This is a genomic window from Photobacterium halotolerans DSM 18316, from assembly GCF_000425165.1.
Classification (GTDB): Bacteria; Pseudomonadota; Gammaproteobacteria; order Enterobacterales; family Vibrionaceae; genus Photobacterium; species Photobacterium halotolerans.
On the sequence record NZ_KE384325.1, the window covers coordinates 14,899 to 32,695 of the forward strand.

The 17,797-nt window shown below is 52.8% G+C and carries 16 protein-coding genes; 12 read left to right on the plus strand and 4 right to left on the minus strand.

The genetic code is table 11. The features are described from left to right. Positions 1-52 precede the first annotated feature (52 nt). The 5 genes from H511_RS0121195 (at position 53) to H511_RS0121210 (ending at position 3,438) form a co-directional block, all read left to right on the plus strand. Entirely contained in the window at positions 53-1,129 is a 1,077-nt protein-coding gene (locus tag H511_RS0121195) for a nickel/cobalt efflux transporter (protein ID WP_027254150.1), read from the plus strand. Positions 1,130-1,180: 51 nt separating this feature from the next. Continuing rightward, entirely contained in the window at positions 1,181-1,531 is a 351-nt protein-coding gene (locus H511_RS0121200) for a DUF3147 family protein (RefSeq protein ID WP_027254151.1), read from the plus strand. 96 nt (positions 1,532-1,627) lie between these two features. Continuing rightward, a complete protein-coding gene (locus H511_RS24730; protein WP_155804978.1) occupies positions 1,628-1,984 on the plus strand; it encodes a hypothetical protein in 357 nt (118 codons plus the stop codon). A gap of 55 nt (positions 1,985-2,039) precedes the next feature. Further along, positions 2,040-2,783 carry a HupE/UreJ family protein gene (locus tag H511_RS0121205; RefSeq protein WP_027254152.1) on the plus strand — a complete coding sequence of 248 codons (744 nt, stop codon included), beginning with the start codon at positions 2,040-2,042 and terminating at the stop codon, positions 2,781-2,783. Between the two features lie 19 nt (positions 2,784-2,802). Beyond that, complete coding sequence (locus H511_RS0121210; RefSeq protein ID WP_027254153.1) at positions 2,803-3,438, plus strand: hypothetical protein; 636 nt, start codon at positions 2,803-2,805, stop codon at positions 3,436-3,438. A gap of 646 nt (positions 3,439-4,084) precedes the next feature. On the opposite strand, the gene H511_RS0121220 is transcribed toward H511_RS0121210, so the two are convergent. Together H511_RS0121220 and H511_RS0121225 are read right to left on the minus strand one after the other, a co-directional pair. After that, positions 4,085-4,759, minus strand: coding sequence for a GIN domain-containing protein (locus H511_RS0121220; RefSeq protein ID WP_027254154.1), 675 nt, complete (start codon positions 4,757-4,759; stop codon positions 4,085-4,087). A 221-nt stretch (positions 4,760-4,980) separates the two neighbouring features. Then, entirely contained in the window at positions 4,981-7,560 is a 2,580-nt protein-coding gene (locus H511_RS0121225) for a hypothetical protein (RefSeq protein WP_027254155.1), read from the minus strand. A 249-nt stretch (positions 7,561-7,809) separates the two neighbouring features. Between H511_RS0121225 and H511_RS0121230 the strand changes: the two genes are divergently transcribed. After that, entirely contained in the window at positions 7,810-8,193 is a 384-nt protein-coding gene (locus tag H511_RS0121230; RefSeq protein WP_027254156.1) for an MAPEG family protein, read from the plus strand. 59 nt (positions 8,194-8,252) lie between these two features. Here the strand turns inward: H511_RS0121230 and H511_RS0121235 are convergent, their stop codons facing one another. After that, positions 8,253-9,359 (minus strand): anhydro-N-acetylmuramic acid kinase, encoded by a 1,107-nt coding sequence (locus H511_RS0121235; protein ID WP_027254157.1) that lies wholly within the window; start codon positions 9,357-9,359, stop codon positions 8,253-8,255. A 326-nt stretch (positions 9,360-9,685) separates the two neighbouring features. Here H511_RS0121235 and doeB2 point away from each other — a divergent pair, with 326 nt between their 5' ends. The 4 genes from doeB2 to H511_RS0121255 all read left to right on the plus strand — a co-directional run bounded on the left by doeB2 (position 9,686) and on the right by H511_RS0121255 (position 14,873). Further along, complete coding sequence (gene doeB2 / locus H511_RS0121240) at positions 9,686-10,858, plus strand: N(2)-acetyl-L-2,4-diaminobutanoate deacetylase DoeB2 (RefSeq protein WP_027254158.1); 1,173 nt, start codon at positions 9,686-9,688, stop codon at positions 10,856-10,858. Positions 10,859-10,963: 105 nt separating this feature from the next. Then, entirely contained in the window at positions 10,964-12,223 is a 1,260-nt protein-coding gene (locus H511_RS0121245; RefSeq protein WP_027254159.1) for an aspartate aminotransferase family protein, read from the plus strand. After that, complete coding sequence (gene doeA / locus H511_RS0121250) at positions 12,220-13,491, plus strand: ectoine hydrolase (protein ID WP_027254160.1); 1,272 nt, start codon at positions 12,220-12,222, stop codon at positions 13,489-13,491. The genes H511_RS0121245 and doeA overlap by 4 nt, the downstream gene beginning before the upstream one ends. Before the next feature lie 17 nt (positions 13,492-13,508). Continuing rightward, positions 13,509-14,873 carry an NAD-dependent succinate-semialdehyde dehydrogenase gene (locus H511_RS0121255; RefSeq protein WP_027254161.1) on the plus strand — a complete coding sequence of 455 codons (1,365 nt, stop codon included), beginning with the start codon at positions 13,509-13,511 and terminating at the stop codon, positions 14,871-14,873. 33 nt (positions 14,874-14,906) lie between these two features. Here the strand turns inward: H511_RS0121255 and H511_RS0121260 are convergent, their stop codons facing one another. After that, positions 14,907-16,130, minus strand: a complete 1,224-nt coding sequence (locus tag H511_RS0121260) for an MDR family MFS transporter (protein ID WP_051288349.1) — start codon at positions 16,128-16,130, stop codon at positions 14,907-14,909. Positions 16,131-16,416: 286 nt separating this feature from the next. Here H511_RS0121260 and H511_RS0121265 point away from each other — a divergent pair, with 286 nt between their 5' ends. Beyond that, positions 16,417-16,863 carry a DoxX family protein gene (locus H511_RS0121265; RefSeq protein WP_027254163.1) on the plus strand — a complete coding sequence of 149 codons (447 nt, stop codon included), beginning with the start codon at positions 16,417-16,419 and terminating at the stop codon, positions 16,861-16,863. 54 nt (positions 16,864-16,917) lie between these two features. Then, positions 16,918-17,613: a pirin family protein gene (locus H511_RS0121270; RefSeq protein WP_027254164.1), complete on the plus strand. Its 696-nt coding sequence runs from the start codon at positions 16,918-16,920 to the stop codon at positions 17,611-17,613. The last annotated feature ends 184 nt before the right edge of the window (positions 17,614-17,797 follow it).

Genomic DNA, 17,797 nt, shown 5'->3' on the forward strand with positions numbered 1-17,797 from the left:
CTAGGGGGGAGTATAGTTTATGTCAAATGTGAAATAACAACAGAGAACAGCAATGGATTTTGTTGCACTACTACAACAAGGTAACGGATGGTTCTTTATTCCCAGTGCTATCTTACTAGGTGCTTTGCATGGCTTAGAGCCAGGACACTCGAAAACGATGATGGCGGCTTTTATTGTTGCAGTTAAAGGGACGGTCAAACAGGCGGTGATGTTGGGGTTAGCCGCCACACTTTCTCACACTGCTATTGTGTGGTTAATTGCTGTTGGCGGGATGTATATCAGCCAGAAATTCACGGCTGAAGCTGCTGAACCGTGGATGCAACTCATCTCAGGGATCATTATCACAGCGACAGGTTTATGGATGTTTTGGCGAACGTGGGGCGATGAGCGTGCTTGGCATAAAGCCCATAGTCATGCTCATGAATGGACAACTCAAGTTGTCGATACAGGACATGGACATGTTTCGCTCTCTATCGTAGAAGAAGGGCTTCATCACCGTTTCCAATTACGAACACTCAACGGCAAGCCTTTAACGGCTGAAGGTGTGAAGATTTTAGTACCGAGTAAAAACTCCCAAATTGCTGATACTTATCATTTTGTTGAACGTGATGGATATTTGGAATCAGCCTCCTGCATTGAGGCATCAGATGACTTTTCTGTCGCACTGATTATCGGACACCATGATCATACTCATGATTTTGAAGTGAGTTTTCATCCGGATTCACACTCAGGAAAAGAGAACAAAGAATACCAGGATGCTCATGAACGCGCGCATGCTTTAGATATTCAAAAGCGCTTTGAGAATAGAGACGTGACTAACGGGCAAATACTGCTTTTTGGTTTAACAGGTGGGTTAATTCCATGTCCTGCTGCTGTAACAGTTCTGCTGATTTGCTTACAGCTCAAGGCGATGACGCTTGGTGCGACCTTGGTTGTATCATTCAGTGCCGGTCTGGCTCTTACTCTGGTTGCGGTTGGCGTTGTAGCGGCAGTGGGTGTGCAGAAAGCCACATCTAAATGGAGTGGGTTGAATGATGTTGCTCGCCGGGCACTTTACCTATCAGGTGTTTTGATTAGTGCGGTAGGCTTGTATATGGGTATGCACGGATACACAGCACTAATGAGCTAAGCTTTTTGTAATCATGACTTTTCTCTCGCTTTAGCTAAGGGTGGCTGTCTAATGTTATGGATTATAACGAAATATGTACTGACCGCAGGAATTGTGGTTTTGATATCTGAAGTCGCGAAAAGAAGTGACAAAGCGGGAGCGCTGATTGCGGCGCTGCCTACTGTCACTATTTTGGCTTTGATTTGGATGTATATTGAAGGCCAGGGTCAGGAAAAGCTCGCCAACCATGCTTACTACACATTTTGGTATGTGTTGCCGACGCTGCCGATGTTTCTGATCTTTCCTTTCTTGTTAAATCGATACTCGTTTTGGTTCTCGCTGGGTATTTGCGCCATTATTTCAATCACCTGCTTTTTTATCGTAGCCTTGGTGGTTAAAGAGTTTGGAATAGAGCTTACATAATTTAACAAATGGCGGTTGATATCTTAGTTTTGTTATAATATAACAGTTTGGTTTTTTGTATCTCTCAATGATTCATCCAAATGTCGGCGATGGTGTATGGTTTCTAAAGCACTAACACAATGTATTAGTTTGATCATGCTACTTATCGTCGCATTAGGTATGACTTCTTCTGCTATAGGCGAATTTCGTTCTCACAGTCTGTTTGCGGTATCTTCAATTGATAGTGGGCATACTCACTTACCGAGTCATCCTCATGCTGTCGATGATGAGTACTCCTTTCAACATGATGCGAGTAATCACAATCACACGTATGACAGCGCGACATTAAAAGCTGCGAATCATGCTGTCTTTACGAGAGTGATGATTTCAACCTATGGCACACAAGCCAGCGGAACACCTATTCGTAAACCCTTCAAAATAGAGCGTCCTCCAAGAAGGTTGTTGTTTGCTTGATAACTGCCGCAACTAACCTGCGGCTAGAGAAGATTCAACAAATAATGGAGTTACTATGAACTTACTCTCTTTACGCGAGGTGAGTACGTTGCCTATTGATTTGGCGACGTCGCTTCGCAAGGGGATGCTTTATCTTATCCTTGCCTTACTCATGGTGATGAGCACTGACGTTTTTGCTCATGCCGTGGCACAGGGTGACAAAGGTTATATCCAAGAAATCACAGGCACCAATATCATTGCGTTTATGTATCTAGGTGCGAAGCACATGGTGACAGGATACGATCATATCCTGTTTTTATTTGGCGTGATTTTCTTCCTCTACAAAATGAAACACATCGCGTTGTATGTGAGCCTTTTTGCGCTCGGACATTCGTCCACCATGCTGCTTGGTGTGTACTTCAATATGGGCATTAACAGCTACATCATTGATGCCATTATCGGATTGTCTGTGGTCTATAAGGCAATGGATAATTTAGGGGCATTTCAACGGTGGTTTGGCGTACAGCCCAATACCAAACTTGCAACTTTGCTGTTTGGGTTTTGTCATGGCTTTGGGTTATCGTCAAAAATCATTGAATATGACATTTCTCCTGACGGATTAATTCCTAATCTATTAGCGTTCAACATTGGTGTGGAAATTGGGCAATTGATTGCGCTTGGCACCATTTTGATTGTGATGGGCTTCTGGCGGCGACATACCCGTTTTTATCGTCAAGCCTACTCAGTCAATGTTGTTATGATGAGCTTGGGTTTCATGCTTATTGGCTATCAACTAACGGGCTACGTTGTCGCTCAGTGAATAGAAAAAGGAATTAATCATGTATAACACAAATATACCAGCTCGCGCCGAGCTACCGACAACCAAACAACTTGTCCGTTCGACCTTTATTGCGTTAGGAACCGCCATCGTGTTGCTCGTTATGGTGATTTTACCTGCCGAGTACGCCATTGACCCAACAGGGATGGGGCGAGCGCTGGGGTTAACAGAGATGGGGGAGATTAAGGCTCAATTAGCTCAAGAAGCTGAAGACGATCTGGCAAATAATGAAGCGGATATGGTCGCAAAAGTCGTTGAGACTGCGCCTGTTTCTAGCCTCAAGACATTGCCAGACCCTGTACAGGTTGAACCTGTGGAGCCCGTGTGGAAAGACAAAATCATGCTGACTCTGAAGCCAGGTGAAGGTGCTGAAGTGAAGCTTGTCATGGAAAAAGGTCAGACTGCCAACTTTGAATGGATCTCTAAAGGTGGTCCAGTCAATTATGATACGCATGGTGACGGCAATGGTAACTCAGTCAGCTATGAGAAAGGGCGCGGTGTACCTAGTGATCAAGGTGAGTTAGTGGCAGCTTTCACTGGTAATCATGGTTGGTTCTTCCGTAACCGTAACGACAAAACAGTCATGGTTATTCTCAGAACTAACGGTGATTATGCGCAGATGAAGCGTGTTCTCTAACTGAACCTAGCTCCTATGATGAGGAATATCATAGGGGCTATTTTGATCAGTTTTACCATTATTTTTCTGTTAAGGGCTAACGTGGTTTTGTCCAATAACATGTTTTAAACCCAAGTTTCCCACTCTCCAGGGGAAAATTCAGGACGAATTTTCAGGTTGTCGGCGCCGGGAGCGCCTGCAACCGGCCCGGCCAACATCAAAGAACACAAAGGGGCTTTCTGGGTACTCTTGTGCCAGCAAAGAGTCACTGGCGCGCATACAAAGATGCTGAGAGAAGCCCCGAACTCAAGCGCGACAAACCAGTAACCCCTTAGAAATTGCACTCGTTTTCTGAATTCCTGCCTGCGCGATAACGACGTCGGTAGCGTAAATATGCCTAAGATCGTTTTTGTCTAATAACGAGCTATAAACCCAAGTATTCCACTTCCCAAGGGAGAAAATTCAGGACGAATTTTCAGGTTGTCGGCGCCGGGAGCGCCTGCAACCGGCCCGGCCAATACCAAAGAACACAAAGGGGCTTTCTGGGTACTCTTTGCACCAACAAAGAGTACCTGGCGCGCGTACTGAGATGCCAAATGAACCACCAAACTCAAGCGCGACATACCTCAGATCTCCCAGTGTGTTCAACATGAATTATTGACCCCCCTCAACACTCATCAAACACCAGCGCCGTCCCATAACTACTGTTGATACGGGTTTGAGTGTCGGGTGAAACCGACAGTTTGGTGCCGGCAGACTGCCTGCCCGAGACCGATTTGGCATGGCACAGGCTGGCGCTGGCCCCCATACCGAGTTCAACCGTGGCCTGGTTGACGAGCAGAGGCTGGTCGGCGTGATCGAGTGTGGCACCCATGGCCAGATCCAGCGTCAGCGTTTCTGTGCTGCCGCTCAGCACCAGTTTGCTGCCCATTTTGCCGATGGCTGCGAAACTGTCGCTGGCGAGAGCGCAGCCGTCCACGGTAGCGTCGATGCCATATCTGGCGTCCAGGCGCTGAAGGGGCTGTGACGTGTAAATATGTACAGTCAGCGGTTCAATGCTCTCCCCATCGTCACCCGAGCGATTGCTGATCTGCAGGGTGTCCTGCTTTTCAGTCACCGTCAGCTTATCCAAGGCGGCAGCCTGACCTGTGGCTTCAAGATAATTGCTGTCGCTGCAATGCACGTTAACCTCAAGGCCTTTTTCGACAGACAGCTTATTGAATGCACGGACAGATTCTGTGCGTGTCTGCTCGTCGGCAAAGCTGAAATTTATGATGCCGGTATACAGCGCAATACCAGCCAGGGCGGCAGGAAGAATCACTTTTTTCAGGGTCGGTTTCATCGAATCATCACATCCGGTTTGTGGAAAGTGACATTATCTAATCAATAGTCGTGCCAATATGCATCAAGGTCTGCAGTACAGGCTGTATGCGGGTTGGCGCTGATTCGTTTCACAGCACCTCAGCGTATTGATATTAGTGTTAGCCGAAAAAACTAACAGGTGGCAAATTTCACCACCTGTTTTTCTCGTTAGTTATTGTTTTTGTTATTGCCGGTAACGCTTTACATCATCCGGGATACCGTAAAGCGGGTTTGCTGAATAACGCCATGATCCGGGTTCAGCTGCCAGTCCGGATTTTCCAGAAAGCCCAGGGCTGAGAAGCTCAGGCCATCGCTATCCTGCAACTGCCAGGTCATGGTTTTATCGCTGTCGGTAAAGTGGATCACTAATTGCCCTTTGGCATTGATCACCCAGCTGAAGGCTTCTGTTACTGGTTGCTCTTGACCCGGCACACTATAGGTACCGTTACCGGAGAGCAGACCGTCTGCATTGCTGACCGGTACACCGCTGAATGCCATGCTGTGGCCGTTATCCAGCGTCAGCAGAGCAGTGCTCAGCAGGTTGCTGGTAAAGGTCAGAGGTGTCGCCGTCCAGGGCGAGCCGCAGCTTGCGATGGCCTGATCATAGTCGGCTGGTGTCGCGCCGTTGTCGGTCGGGCTTTGCGTGCTGTCATTCCAGCCGGTGTCGAAGTCATCACACTGGGTCAGTAAACGGCCGGGCAGGGCACTTTGCACCAGTGAACCGGAACTGATCGCACCTTGTTGATCGGTAATTCCCTCCGGCGTATTGTCCTTGACCCACTGCTCATTCGCCGTAAAGACTTTCCAGCCGGTTTCACCGTTGGCCTCAGCTTCCGCCAGCAGAGAAAAGCTCTGCGCCCAGTTAGTAGCATTAGGGATATCACGGCCCTGAATGACCAGCAGGTTATTATCGATCTCCCATTGATAGCTCTCTGCTTTTTCGCCCGTCAGACGATAGCCGAAGCCCTGATTGTCGCCACTGCTGGTCAGGAAGGTGTAGCGGCTGCTCAGGTTTTCCCCCGGTTTGCCCCACAGGAAGGACTGGCTGGCCAGGCGATCAACCGTCACGGTGAGCTCACCTCCGGAGGTGCTTTGTTTGCACGTCTCAACGGCCGTATCAAACTGGGCTTGGGTGGCGGCCACTGTAGGGGCGTTATTATCACTCATCACGGAGTCACCCGTTGTGCAGGGCGACAGGGTCGCGCTGCTGACAGGGACAGGATCGCCGGACTGACGGTAATCCAGGCTGCGCATCTGCCACAGGGCTTGGGTATCTATGATGTTGTCGCCGTTGCTGGCGTATTGCGAGAAGACGATAAACAGGTTTTGCTCGCCGGTTTTGTTGAGCATCGCCCAGACTTCGGCATCGCCATTGCTGTTGAACAGCTTGATCATGCCGGAGGCGAACCCGTCTTTGTCGTTGCTGCCGGTAATGCTCCAGGTGTAGTTCCCGGCCGCGACGCCGTTCAGATAACGCACGGCTGTGCCGTTGTCTGCAAACTCATAGGCTTCGGTGGAACCGGACTCTGACTGGCTGCCGTAGCTGGTACCGCTTTCCATCACGCGGTTACGTCGCAGTGCGGTCAGCGCTTTGACATCGTTACTGCCCAGCGGCAGGTAGCCGCCACATTGCAGGATGATGTTGTGCATTGTGTTGGCGTCCAGCTCGAACGAGTTGGAAATAACGGCATCAAACTGGCAACTAAGTTTGGTGGGATCCTGCGGATCTTCATCGTACTCATCGCTGACGCCATCGTTATCATTGTCAGGATCGGCATTGTCACCGATACCATCGCCGTCGGTATCGACGGTTTCGTTTTTATCTGTCGGGAATGCATCTTCACTGTCTTTCACACCGTCACCGTCGGTGTCGGGATTGAACGGGTCAGTCTTGAGCATCTCTTCCTGCACATCGGTCAGGCCGTCATTGTCGTCATCCGGGTCGAGGTTATCGCCAAGACCGTCGTAATCGAAATCGGCGTTTTCATTGGGATCGTTCGGGAAGGGATCTGCGGCATCTATGACGCCGTCGCCGTCGCTGTCGGTTTTCAGCGCCGTATCATCCACCACGATTGGCAGGTTATTGCCGTCGAGCACGACGCGGTCATGGGCATCAAACACCAGGTGATGATGGGTATCCAGCTGCTTTAAGACATCTCGTAAACGGCGAAATTCAGCCAGCGGGACGGCGAGCTCGTCTTCACTGCTCACTTCCTGTTTGAGCAGTATGCCCAGGCGTACTATGGCCCGTGCTTTGACTGCGATATCGTCCAGGCCATTGGCGATATAATCGCCCATCACCTGACCGGCACCGATACCCAGCGACTGCGCGGTGGCAGAAATCGCCGTCGACTCGGCCAGTCCTTCAAACATGTAGAGATGCACAATACTGGTGAGAGGAGTGACTGTGGTGTAGCCGATCGGGGCGGACATCAAAAACCCTTTGCTGATCGGCGTATCCGGATTGTCCAGATCTATCGTCTGTCCGGCAATCGCCAGTACGAAAGAAGCATATTGCGACGGGTTTTCCAGTCCGTTCAGGGCAATTGATGCCTGGCCCGACGCGTTGGTTGTCCCCTGGCGATCGCCGGATTCAAAGCGGAAATTCTGCCCCACATCCACCCAGGCCCGTGCGCTTTGCAGATACCCGTCAATGGCAGTAATGGTATAGGAAGGTATGGTTTTTACCGGCGCGACAGGCTGTTTGGCATCACCACCACAGCCAGCCAGCAGGCTGATACCAATCAGCCCACACGCGCACTCCCATGATCTGTTCATCATGTTCAGCCCCTAAGTCAAACGCACCGCGCTCCGCGGTCAAGAAGAAGGTGTCGCGGATCTGTATCAGCACAGAACCGCTTTTTATTGCTTTCTGACTGTTAGCTTAGTGTTGTCCAGCTAGACCTTCATAAACGCCGGAGAAAATGGGTGTCGCGAGAATAAGAATGGACAGGCTTAGCAATGAGGCAAAATGGCAATCATGGTGTAAGATTATGAAAATTTTGCAGAATAACAGGGAGCGTTCAGAGTATGACAACAAGTTTTTTTGCAGCCGTGCTGGCATTGTGGCTGTGCTGGTTATCCATGCAGGTGATTAAGGCGCGCAGGCGGCATCAGATTGGTTACGGCGACGGGGGAAGCGAAGCAAAAGATCTGCAACTGGCTTGTTCAGCGCAGTCAAATGCGGTGAATTACATCCCAATTACCCTGATCTTGCTGTTTCTGCTCGAAGATAACGGCGGTGCTGGCTGGCTGATAGTGATTATCGGTCTGCTGTTTAGTGCCGGGCGGGTGATTCATGGCCGTGGCATCTTAGCCGACAGCCTGAAAGGGCGGATATTGGGTATGCAACTGACGTTGTGGCCGATCATCGCACTGGCGGTTCTGAATCTGCTGTATTTTCTTTTTGACTGAATGAAAGGGGCCGCCATAGTGCGCAGCCCCTTTTTGAAATACTCAAAATAAACAACATATTAAGCGAAATAGAGCACACCCAGTGATGCGGTCCGGCTGGCGCCTGTCACTTCCGGTAAATTGCTCGGCAGACCATGAATGCGGCGCTGCGCCAGCCAGGCAAAGGCCATGGCTTCCATGTAATCGCTGTCGACGCCATAATCGCTGGTCGGTGCGACCTGCCAGTCGCTCAGCAGGGCCGACAGGCGCGCCATCAGTACAGGGTTTCGCGTACCGCCGCCGCACACCAGTAACTGGGGAGCCGGGCCGGTTTTAAAGCGTCCGACTTCTCTGGCAATGGTCGCAGCGGTGAATTCACACAGGGTGCGTTGCACATCTGGCGCACTGACAGCGCTATTGACCAGTTTGGCGTCAAGCCAGGGCAGATTAAACAGCTCACGGCCGGTACTTTTGGGGGCAGGTTGCGCCAGATAGGGCTCGCTGAGCAAGCGGTTCAGTAACGCCTCGTCCACTTTGCCCTGTCGGGCCAGGTCGCCGTTGCGGTCGAACTTGTGGCCGGTATGCCGCTCGCACCAGGCATCCATCAGCATATTTCCCGGCCCGGTATCGAAACCGAGCACCTTTTCATTGGGGCGAATCACGGAAATATTGGCAATCCCGCCTATGTTCAGCACCACCACGCTGGAATCGGTCGACTGGAAAATGATCTTGTGGAAAGCCGGGACCAGCGGCGCGCCCTGTCCGCCCAGCGCCATGTCTTTGCGGCGAAAATCCGCGACAGTTTCGATGCCGGTTTTCGCGGCGATGATATTGGCATCGCCAAGTTGCAGCGTGAACGGCGCATCGCCCAAGGGCTGGTGATATACAGTCTGACCATGATTGCCGATAGCGCGGATCTGACCGGCCCGGTAACCGGATTTTTCCAGCAGGGCATTGACGGCATCGGCAAACAAATGACCCAGCAGATGGTCCAGCTCGCCGATTTCAACCAGCGTGGTTTGCTGGCCGAGGCAGACATTGAGCAGACGCTGTTTGAGCAGATCCGGCATGGGATAATCATCATGGGCCAGCAATTGAATCTGGTCACCGTCAAAAGAGACTAACGCCGTGTCTACGCCGTCCATGCTGGTGCCTGACATGACACCGATATACAACTCCTGAGTCATTCCTGTTCTCCCGATCTGTTGTCGATCGCTGTTCAGTGAAATTTTGCTATGGCACATAGTGTCCCAGACTGCCGGCCAACACGATATCTAAATCGTGCTCTGTGCAGCATGGCGTGAGCAGATTGTGAATAGGCTTACAATTCTGCGCGGTGAAACCAGACCGTCTGTACAGGGCGTCGCTGTGTGAAGCCTGTGCGCAGTCCAGGATCATCACACAGAGTCATCAACATTGAGAAACCGACTCTTTCTGACTAGGCTTGCTGGTAAGTGCCGAAATAATAAATAAAATTTGTTTTGGTCTTTTCAGTATTCTAGCAGGAACCCCTATGTCCGACTTCTGGCAAAAGAACCTGTCGACGGCTAAAACCTTTCGGCAGGATTTACACCGCCATCCTGAGCTGGGATGGCAGGAGCACCACACGGCCGCCGCCATTCGTGATCGCCTGACCGCAATGGGTATCGACTGGCGACCTTGCGCGCAAACCGGCACGCTGGCGCATATTGCGTCAGGTAATCCTGACGGTCGCCACATTGCCCTGCGGGGTGACATCGATGCTTTACCGATTCATGAAGACAGCGGCCGTACCTGGTCATCACAGCAGCAGGGCTGTATGCATGCCTGCGGTCATGATGGCCATACGGCGGCGCTGATGGCAACGGTCGCCTGGCTGAAACAGCATGAAGAAACGCTGCCCGGCCCTGTCACTTTTCTGTTTCAGCCCGCGGAAGAAGGCGGGCACGGTGCGCGGGAAATGATTGCTGACGGGGCGCTTGAAGGGGTGGATGAAATTTACGGCTGGCACAACTGGCCGGCGATCCCGTTCGGTAAGATGATCTGCCCGGATCATCTGGTGATGTGCGGTAACGCCACGTTTTCCATTACGGTAAAAGGACGCGGCGGCCATGCCAGCCAGCCGGAGCTCTGTGCCGATCCTGTGCTGGCGGCGTCGGCGATTACCCTCAATTTACAGCAGATTATCAGCCGCCGCTTACCGCCTCAGCATGCCGCCGTTGTCAGTGTAACCTCGATAGAAGCCGCCAGTGGTCTGACGGTGATCCCACAGCAGGCGGTGCTGAGTGGCAGTATCCGGGTGCCTGACGATCAAACCAAAACCCGAATCAATCAGCTGATCGAAGAGATCAGCCATCATACTGCCATGAGTTATGGCGTGGACTGCGAGGTGGCGATCCAGCCGCGTTACAGTGCCACGATTAATCATGCCAGACAGGCCGAAAAAGCCCGTACTGCCTGGCTGGCAGATCAGGGGCAACAGCTTGATCATGCCATTTCCCTGCCTGTGATGGCCTCGGAAGATTTCAGCTATTATCTGCAGCAGTTGCCCGGGGCGTTTGCCCTGATCGGAGCCGATGACGGCGAGCCTGTCCATCAGCATCCCTGCCACAGTCCACACTACGATTTTAATGATCGACTGCTCGAAAAAGTCGTTCGCTGGTATGCCCGGCTTGCGGGAGCGCCATTACCGAACTACACAGGGTAGAGAGGGTTAAAAAAATCAAAGGGCTGTTGAAGGCTGACTGAGCGAATCAGCACAGCGCAACAGCCCTGTTCACACCAGAGATTTTAAAGCACAAGGAGATGTACGATGAGCATTTTTGAACAGCGCGAATCCGAAATCCGGGCTTACTGCCGGGTCTACCCAGTCGTTTTTGATACGGCTTTCAATGCCAGGCAGACAGATGAGCAGGGTAAAGAGTACATCGACTTTTTTGCCGGTGCAGGGGTGTTGAACTTTGGACATAACAACGAACGCATGAAACAGGCGGTGATCGACTATCTCCAGCGCAATGGGGTGACACACAGTCTGGACATGCATACCAGCGCGAAACGCCGGTTTATGGAGCGGTTTCATCACGTCATTCTTGAGCCGCGCAACATGCCTCACAAAATGCAGTTTATGGGGCCAACCGGCACCAATGCCGTTGAGGCGGCGCTGAAACTGGCACGGCGGGTCACAGGGCGGCATGAGGTTGTCGCCTTTCAGCACGGTTTTCATGGCATGACCTTAGGCGCACTGGCCTGTACCGCGAATCAGTATTTCCGGGGCGCGGCGGGTGTGCCGCTGACCCATGTGTCACATACGGCTTTCGGTGCCCAAGGCAAAGCAGCAGAGCAAGCCTTGCAGGCGCTGGAACTGCTGGAAGCCAGCTATCAGGACGGTTCAAGCGGCGTCACGCCACCGGCGGCGTTTATGGTCGAAGTGGTGCAGGCCGAAGGGGGCGTGAATATTGCCGATAAAGCCTGGCTGCAGCGGCTGGCATCGCTGGCGAAATCGGTCGGTGCATTGCTGATTGTCGATGATATTCAGGCCGGAATGGGGCGAACCGGCTCGTTTTTCAGTTTCGATGATTATGGCATCGACCCTGATATCGTTTGTCTGGCGAAAGGGCTGGGTGGCATGGGCACCCCGATTGCGATGAACCTGGTGAAACCCGAGCTGGATAAGCACTGGTCGCCGGGTGAGCACACGGGTACTTTCCGCGGGCAGTGTCTGTCCTTTGTGGCGGGCTGTGAAGCGTTGAGTTATTTCGAAGACAGCCACCTGATGGAAGAGGTGCAGCAAAAAGGCGAGATGATGCACGCGGCACTGGCGCCGCTGGCAGATCTGGCCGGGGTGGACGTTCGCGGCAAAGGTATGTTGTATGGTGTCGATGTGGGTCTTGGTGAACTGGCGAAAACCATTGTCGGGCGCTGTTTCGAAGCAGGGCTGCTGGTCTCGGCCTGCGGCAGCGGCGGCCGGGTGATTAAGCTGATCCCGCCACTGACAACGCCGGAGGCGGACTTGCAGTCAGGGCTGGCCATTCTGGTGGAAGTAACGCAAAACGTGCTTCGGGAGGCGGTATGAAAAAACGCGACGATATGACCTTTCCTTTTGAGGAATATGAGCGACGTCTGGGCGAGTTGCGACAGCGTATTGCCCAGCGCCAGTTGGATGCGGTGGTGATCACCGATCCGGAAAACATCATGTACCTGACCGATTACCAGACAACCGGCTATTCTTTCTTTCAGGCGCTGGTTGTGCCGCTGGAAGACGAGCCCTTCATGATCACCCGGGCGATGGAAGAGTCGAACATTTTTGCCCGTACCTGGATTGAGCGGACCCGGCCCTATCCCGATACCGGTGATGCGATTCAGATGCTGGTGGATGCGTTGCGGGAATTTGGTCTGTCGCGAAAACGCATCGGCTACGAAAGAAACAGCTACTTCTTTCCGGCCTATCAGCAGGACACCATACACACCACGCTGACCGAAGCAAAACTGCTCGACTGCTTCGGCATTGTCGAACAGGGACGGATCTGCAAATCTCCGGTCGAAATCGAACTGATGCGCAGGGCGGCGGTTGCCACCGAAGCCGGTATGAAAGCCGGTATTGCGGCCTGTCAGGCCGGAGTGACAGAAAACGAAATCGGCGCGGCCATCAGCTCGGCGATGTTCAAGGCGGGCGGGGAGCCCCCTGCTGTGATGCCATACGTGACATCCGGCCCCAGAACCATGATAGGTCATGCGACCTGGGAAGGGCGGGTAGTGCAACCGGGCGAGCACGTGTTTCTCGAAGTGGCCGGCTGCTACCGTCGCTATCACACCGCCATGATGCGCACTGTAATTCTGGGCGAACTGACCGATTCCATGCACAAGGCGCAGGAAACCATGAAGCTGGCGCTGCAATCGCTGCATGCCTATATCCAGCCCGGGATGACGGTGTCGGATGCCGATAACCTGATCCGCAATATCATTTCTCACAATGATGTGGGGGCCAGGCTGATCACCCGCTCCGGCTATTCCATCGGTATCGCTTTCCCGCCCAGCTGGGACGAAGGGTATATTGTCAGCCTGAAACAAGGTGAGTCGACCGTGCTGCAAGAGGGCATGACGTTCCACATCATTCCCTGGATGTGGGGAGTGGATGGCGACAAAACCTGTGGGATTTCCGATACCATTGTTATCACGCCAGATGGCTGCGACTCTTTTTTCACGCTGCCGAAAGACTTCACAGTCTTACCTGAACAGGGCAAATCGGCCAAGCCTGAAGCCGTCACAGCCAGCGTGTCGCCTGACAAAGCGACATCCATAGATAAAGCCCGCAAAGGCAAACAGCAGCAGGCTAACGGATAGCCGAGCAAGGGGGAGATATGTCATTAACAGCAATCAATCCGGCCAATGGCACACTGATTGAAGAATACCCGACGCTGAATGCCGATGCGCTGGCCAGCCAGATAAAAGCGGCGAGAGCCGCGCAAGCTGACTGGCAGCGCTTAACCTTTGCCGCGCGCGGTGAGGTATTGCGGCGCGTCGCAGAGCAGTTGAGGGAGCATAAAACCCGTTTAGGCGAACTGATGACACTGGAAATGGGTAAACCGGTGAAGGAAGCCGGTCCCGAAGTGGAAAAAGCGGCCTGGTGTGCGGAGCATTATGCCGAGCATGCTGAGTCCTACCTGGCAGATCAAAGCCTGCCCTCTGATGCCAGCCACAGTTATGTCTGCTATCAGCCCTTAGGCACAGTGTTAGGCATTTTGCCCTGGAATGCGCCGTTGTGGCTGGCGTTCCGGTTTCTGGCGCCGGCGCTGATGGCCGGGAACACCTGCGTGATGAAGCACGATCCGCATGTGCCGGGTTGTGCCCGCGCGATCGCCGAAATGTTTGCGCTGGCAGGGGCGCCCGCCAATATCATGGTCAACCTGCCGGTTGGCAATGAACTTGCCGAGCAGGCGATTCGCCATCCCGACATTGCAGCAGTTTCGTTTACCGGCTCGGACCGCGCGGGTGCGAAGGTCGCCGCGACCGCAGCCAGTGAGATCAAACCGGCAGTGCTGGAACTGGGCGGCTCCGATCCTCTGGTGGTACTGGCTGATGCTGATTTGGAAACGGCCGCTGATGTCGCGACACTGTCACGCATTATCAACGCCGGTCAGTCCTGCATTGCTGCCAAACGGATAATTGTTGAAGCGCCTGTGTATGACATCTTTACCCAACTGGTGGAAAGACGGCTGACGCTGCTGAGAGTCGGTGATCCCGCTTCACCGGACACGGATGTCGGGCCGCTGGCCCGTGATGATCTGCGCCAGAACCTGCATCGTCAGGTGCAGGCAACGATAGAGGCCGGCGCACGGTGCCTGATGGGCGGGCAACCAGAAGCTGGGCTAGGGTATTTTTACCCGGTGACCTTGCTGGCGGACGTAACACCAGAGATGTGCGCGTTTCGTGAAGAAACCTTTGGCCCTGTGATGGTGCTGGTCAAAGCGGACGATGCCGAACATGCTCTGCGGCTGGCTAACGATACTGCGTACGGACTGGGGGCCGGGGTCTGGACGGCTAACCCGGCACAGGCGCAGCGTTTCATTCGTGAGCTGCAGGCGGGTCAGATCGCCGTGAACGGTATTGTGAAAACAGATCCTCGCCTGCCGAGCGGCGGTATTAAACGCTCGGGTTACGGGCGGGAGCTGGGACCGCAAGGCATTCACGAGTTTGTGAATGCCAAGCAGGTTTGGGTGAAGTAACGGGTATCGAAAGCGCGCTGCCGGTACCAGTCACTAGGGTTGAGTGGCTGGTACCGGTTCGCTGTTTTGCTGTTGCAAACGGGCAGAGCAGCGGTATAAATAACCCGCCACAACCAGCACACAGGCGGTGGACAGGAACAGCGCCGGACCGCCGTATAACGACAAAAGAATACCGCCAGCCAATGGCGATAAACTCACGCCGATAGACGCCAGATTCCCTGCCCCGAAATACGCGCCGCGCAGATGATCCGGTGCCGCTCTGTCAATCAGCAGATTAAACGTCGGGAACAGAATCACTTCACCCAGGCTCAGCACGAAGGTGGCCAGCAGCCAGTACCACTCAGGAGCATCAAGCGGGAAACTGGCATACAGCACAAAGGCGCTGGCAAACAGAGCAACGCCCAGATACACACGGCGATACAGCGACCAGCCACTGAGCAGTTTCAGCAGTGGAAATTGCAGCAGCACAATCACACTGGCATTGACAAAAATCATGCTGGTGTACAGTGCGATGACTTTATCGCCCAGACCATTGAGATACTGTACCAGCGAGGTTTCCTGATGCAGGTAAGCGTACATCACCAGGGTGTTGGCCAGAATCAGCACCATGAATGCCTTGTCTCGCGCTAATACTTTCAGGGTCTGGCTGAAATTCTGCTCGTTTTTGGGTGGCTGCGGGGTGTTGCGGATCTGCCAGAATGCCAGAATAAAACACACGCTGTAGATCAGGTAAGCCAGCGCCACCAGATAAAAAGAGGATTGCTCACCGGTAAAGCCAAGCTGTAAGCCCACTAACGGCCCGAAAGCCGCACCCAGATTGATGCAGTAATAACGCACCTGGTGTGCCATTTCCCGAACAGGGATCTCAGGCAATAAGTCCGAAATCATCGCCCGTGCCGGCGGCTCCAGCATAGCTCGGCTGATGCCCGCCATCAGCGCCCCGGCAGCGTACAACCAGCTTTGATCTGCCTCGGCCAGAATGACAAACGTCGCAACATGGGCCAGACAGCTGATGATCAGTAAATTTTTCCGGCCAAGCTTATCAGACAGGTAGCCCACATACAGGGCGACAACAGCGCCGCCGAGTGCCGCCAGACTCATTATGGTGCCGATTTCAATTTCAGACAGACCAAATTTCCGGTGCAGCATCACGGCCATATAGGGCCAGACCATAAAAAAAGAGGCGCGGGTCAGCAGAGTACCGATTAACACAGCCCAGATAGGTGCTGAAAAACGGCGTACGTGAGACAACTCCATGTCTTTGATTTTCCTTTGAACTATCAAGTGGTTCATAGTGTCATAGCCCCTGATTTTTGTCTGTAATTTTTCTATTCAGGCAGCAAATTATTCTATTGTTCGATTTATTCGAATTAGTTACTCAATTTCAACCAGTGTTGTTTGGCTGTGACTGCCACTACACTTGCTCTCAATCGAGGAAGACAGGGCTGAGACCCGTGCGTGAGCAGTCAGTACAGCTTCTGTCACTTTTAACGATAACAACTTTGAATACCTATTTTTGTTCAACTTTTTTGAGGAAACCCTTATGAATACTTCTTTTATTAAACGCCTGTTAACGTCTTCAGACAGTGTTGCCCCTCTGGCGCTGCGTGTGCCTGCCGGTATCATTTTCATGGCCCATGGTGCACAAAAACTCTTTGGTGCCTTCGGTGGTCATGGCCTGGAAGGCACGGGTCAGTGGATGGCATCGATTGGTCTGGAGCCTGGCATGCTGATGGCGTTTCTGGCCGGTAGCGGTGAGTTCTTCGGCGGCCTGTTTATCCTGATCGGTTTACTGACACGTCCGGCAGCCTTGGTGCTGGCAATCACTATGATTGTGGCTATTGTGAGCGTTCACTTACCGAATGGACTGTTTATGTCTAACGGCGGCTACGAGTTTGGTCTGTCTCTGTTGGCTATCGCGGTATCACTGGTTTTCTCCGGGGCAGGCAAATTGTCGGCTGACTCACTGCTGGCAAAACGTGTTCGCTAAGGACACGTTTACCCTGACATATTCCTTTATCGACATCATTTAAGAGGTGACATTATGCTGGAAATCAGACGTGCTGCAGATCGTGGAAGAGCTTCGTTCGGATGGCTTGACAGTCGTCACACCTTCTCGTTCGGTCATTATTACGATCCCGAGCATATGGGCTATTCGGCGCTGCGGGTGATCAATGATGATACCGTCCGCGCCGGTGCCGGGTTTGATACCCATGGTCATAAAGACATGGAAATTATCAGCTATGTGCTGGAAGGCGAAATTGCCCATAAAGACAGTGCAGGTAACATCAAGCGTTTGCCCGCGGGTGAATTTCAGCTGATGTCGGCCGGTAAAGGGATATATCACAGCGAGTTCAATGCCTCGCAGCAAGACACACTGAAATTTCTGCAAATCTGGATTCAGCCGGATCAACTGGGTGGCGAGCCGGGTTATCAGCAGAAAAACTTTGGTCAGCGTGAAGGCTTGACCCCTGTGATCACGCCAGACGGTGAGAACGGCACTTTGTCAATTAAGCAGGATGCCCGGCTCAGCCAGCTGATATTACCGGCGGGTGAATCTCTGGCGCTGACACAGCAGGCCGGACGCCGGTTCTATTTGCATCAGATCAAAGGTCAGCTGGCGGTGGAAGGGGAGATCTTATCACCGGGGGACGGACTGAAGGTGGATCATCGGCCTGAGCTGATTGTATCCAATCAGGGCGATGTTTCGGTCACAGCTCTGGTGTTTGACTTACCCTAAAGGTTTTCCGAACGGCCAAGATTGCTTACACTAGCACAGGGGCCGTTTATCTGTATGTGATTAAATACAGTCGTAATGTCAGACAGCTGTGATGACGACAGGTTGTGATTGCAAACAGATAAGCGGCCCCTGTTTGCCACGTGGTGTGGCAGTTCGCAATGACAAGGCAATGGCCTGAGGAGAA

Coding starts and splice junctions, on each gene's coding strand:
- H511_RS0121195 (WP_027254150.1), top strand. CDS start 53: ATGGATTTTGTTGCACTACTACAACAAGGTAACGGATGGTTCTTTATT.
- H511_RS0121200 (WP_027254151.1), top strand. CDS start 1,181: ATGTTATGGATTATAACGAAATATGTACTGACCGCAGGAATTGTGGTT.
- H511_RS24730 (WP_155804978.1), top strand. CDS start 1,628: ATGGTTTCTAAAGCACTAACACAATGTATTAGTTTGATCATGCTACTT.
- H511_RS0121205 (WP_027254152.1), top strand. CDS start 2,040: ATGAACTTACTCTCTTTACGCGAGGTGAGTACGTTGCCTATTGATTTG.
- H511_RS0121210 (WP_027254153.1), top strand. CDS start 2,803: ATGTATAACACAAATATACCAGCTCGCGCCGAGCTACCGACAACCAAA.
- H511_RS0121220 (WP_027254154.1), bottom strand. CDS start 4,759: ATGAAACCGACCCTGAAAAAAGTGATTCTTCCTGCCGCCCTGGCTGGT.
- H511_RS0121225 (WP_027254155.1), bottom strand. CDS start 7,560: ATGATGAACAGATCATGGGAGTGCGCGTGTGGGCTGATTGGTATCAGC.
- H511_RS0121230 (WP_027254156.1), top strand. CDS start 7,810: ATGACAACAAGTTTTTTTGCAGCCGTGCTGGCATTGTGGCTGTGCTGG.
- H511_RS0121235 (WP_027254157.1), bottom strand. CDS start 9,359: ATGACTCAGGAGTTGTATATCGGTGTCATGTCAGGCACCAGCATGGAC.
- doeB2 (WP_027254158.1), top strand. CDS start 9,686: ATGTCCGACTTCTGGCAAAAGAACCTGTCGACGGCTAAAACCTTTCGG.
- H511_RS0121245 (WP_027254159.1), top strand. CDS start 10,964: ATGAGCATTTTTGAACAGCGCGAATCCGAAATCCGGGCTTACTGCCGG.
- doeA (WP_027254160.1), top strand. CDS start 12,220: ATGAAAAAACGCGACGATATGACCTTTCCTTTTGAGGAATATGAGCGA.
- H511_RS0121255 (WP_027254161.1), top strand. CDS start 13,509: ATGTCATTAACAGCAATCAATCCGGCCAATGGCACACTGATTGAAGAA.
- H511_RS0121260 (WP_051288349.1), bottom strand. CDS start 16,130: ATGGAGTTGTCTCACGTACGCCGTTTTTCAGCACCTATCTGGGCTGTG.
- H511_RS0121265 (WP_027254163.1), top strand. CDS start 16,417: ATGAATACTTCTTTTATTAAACGCCTGTTAACGTCTTCAGACAGTGTT.
- H511_RS0121270 (WP_027254164.1), top strand. CDS start 16,918: ATGCTGGAAATCAGACGTGCTGCAGATCGTGGAAGAGCTTCGTTCGGA.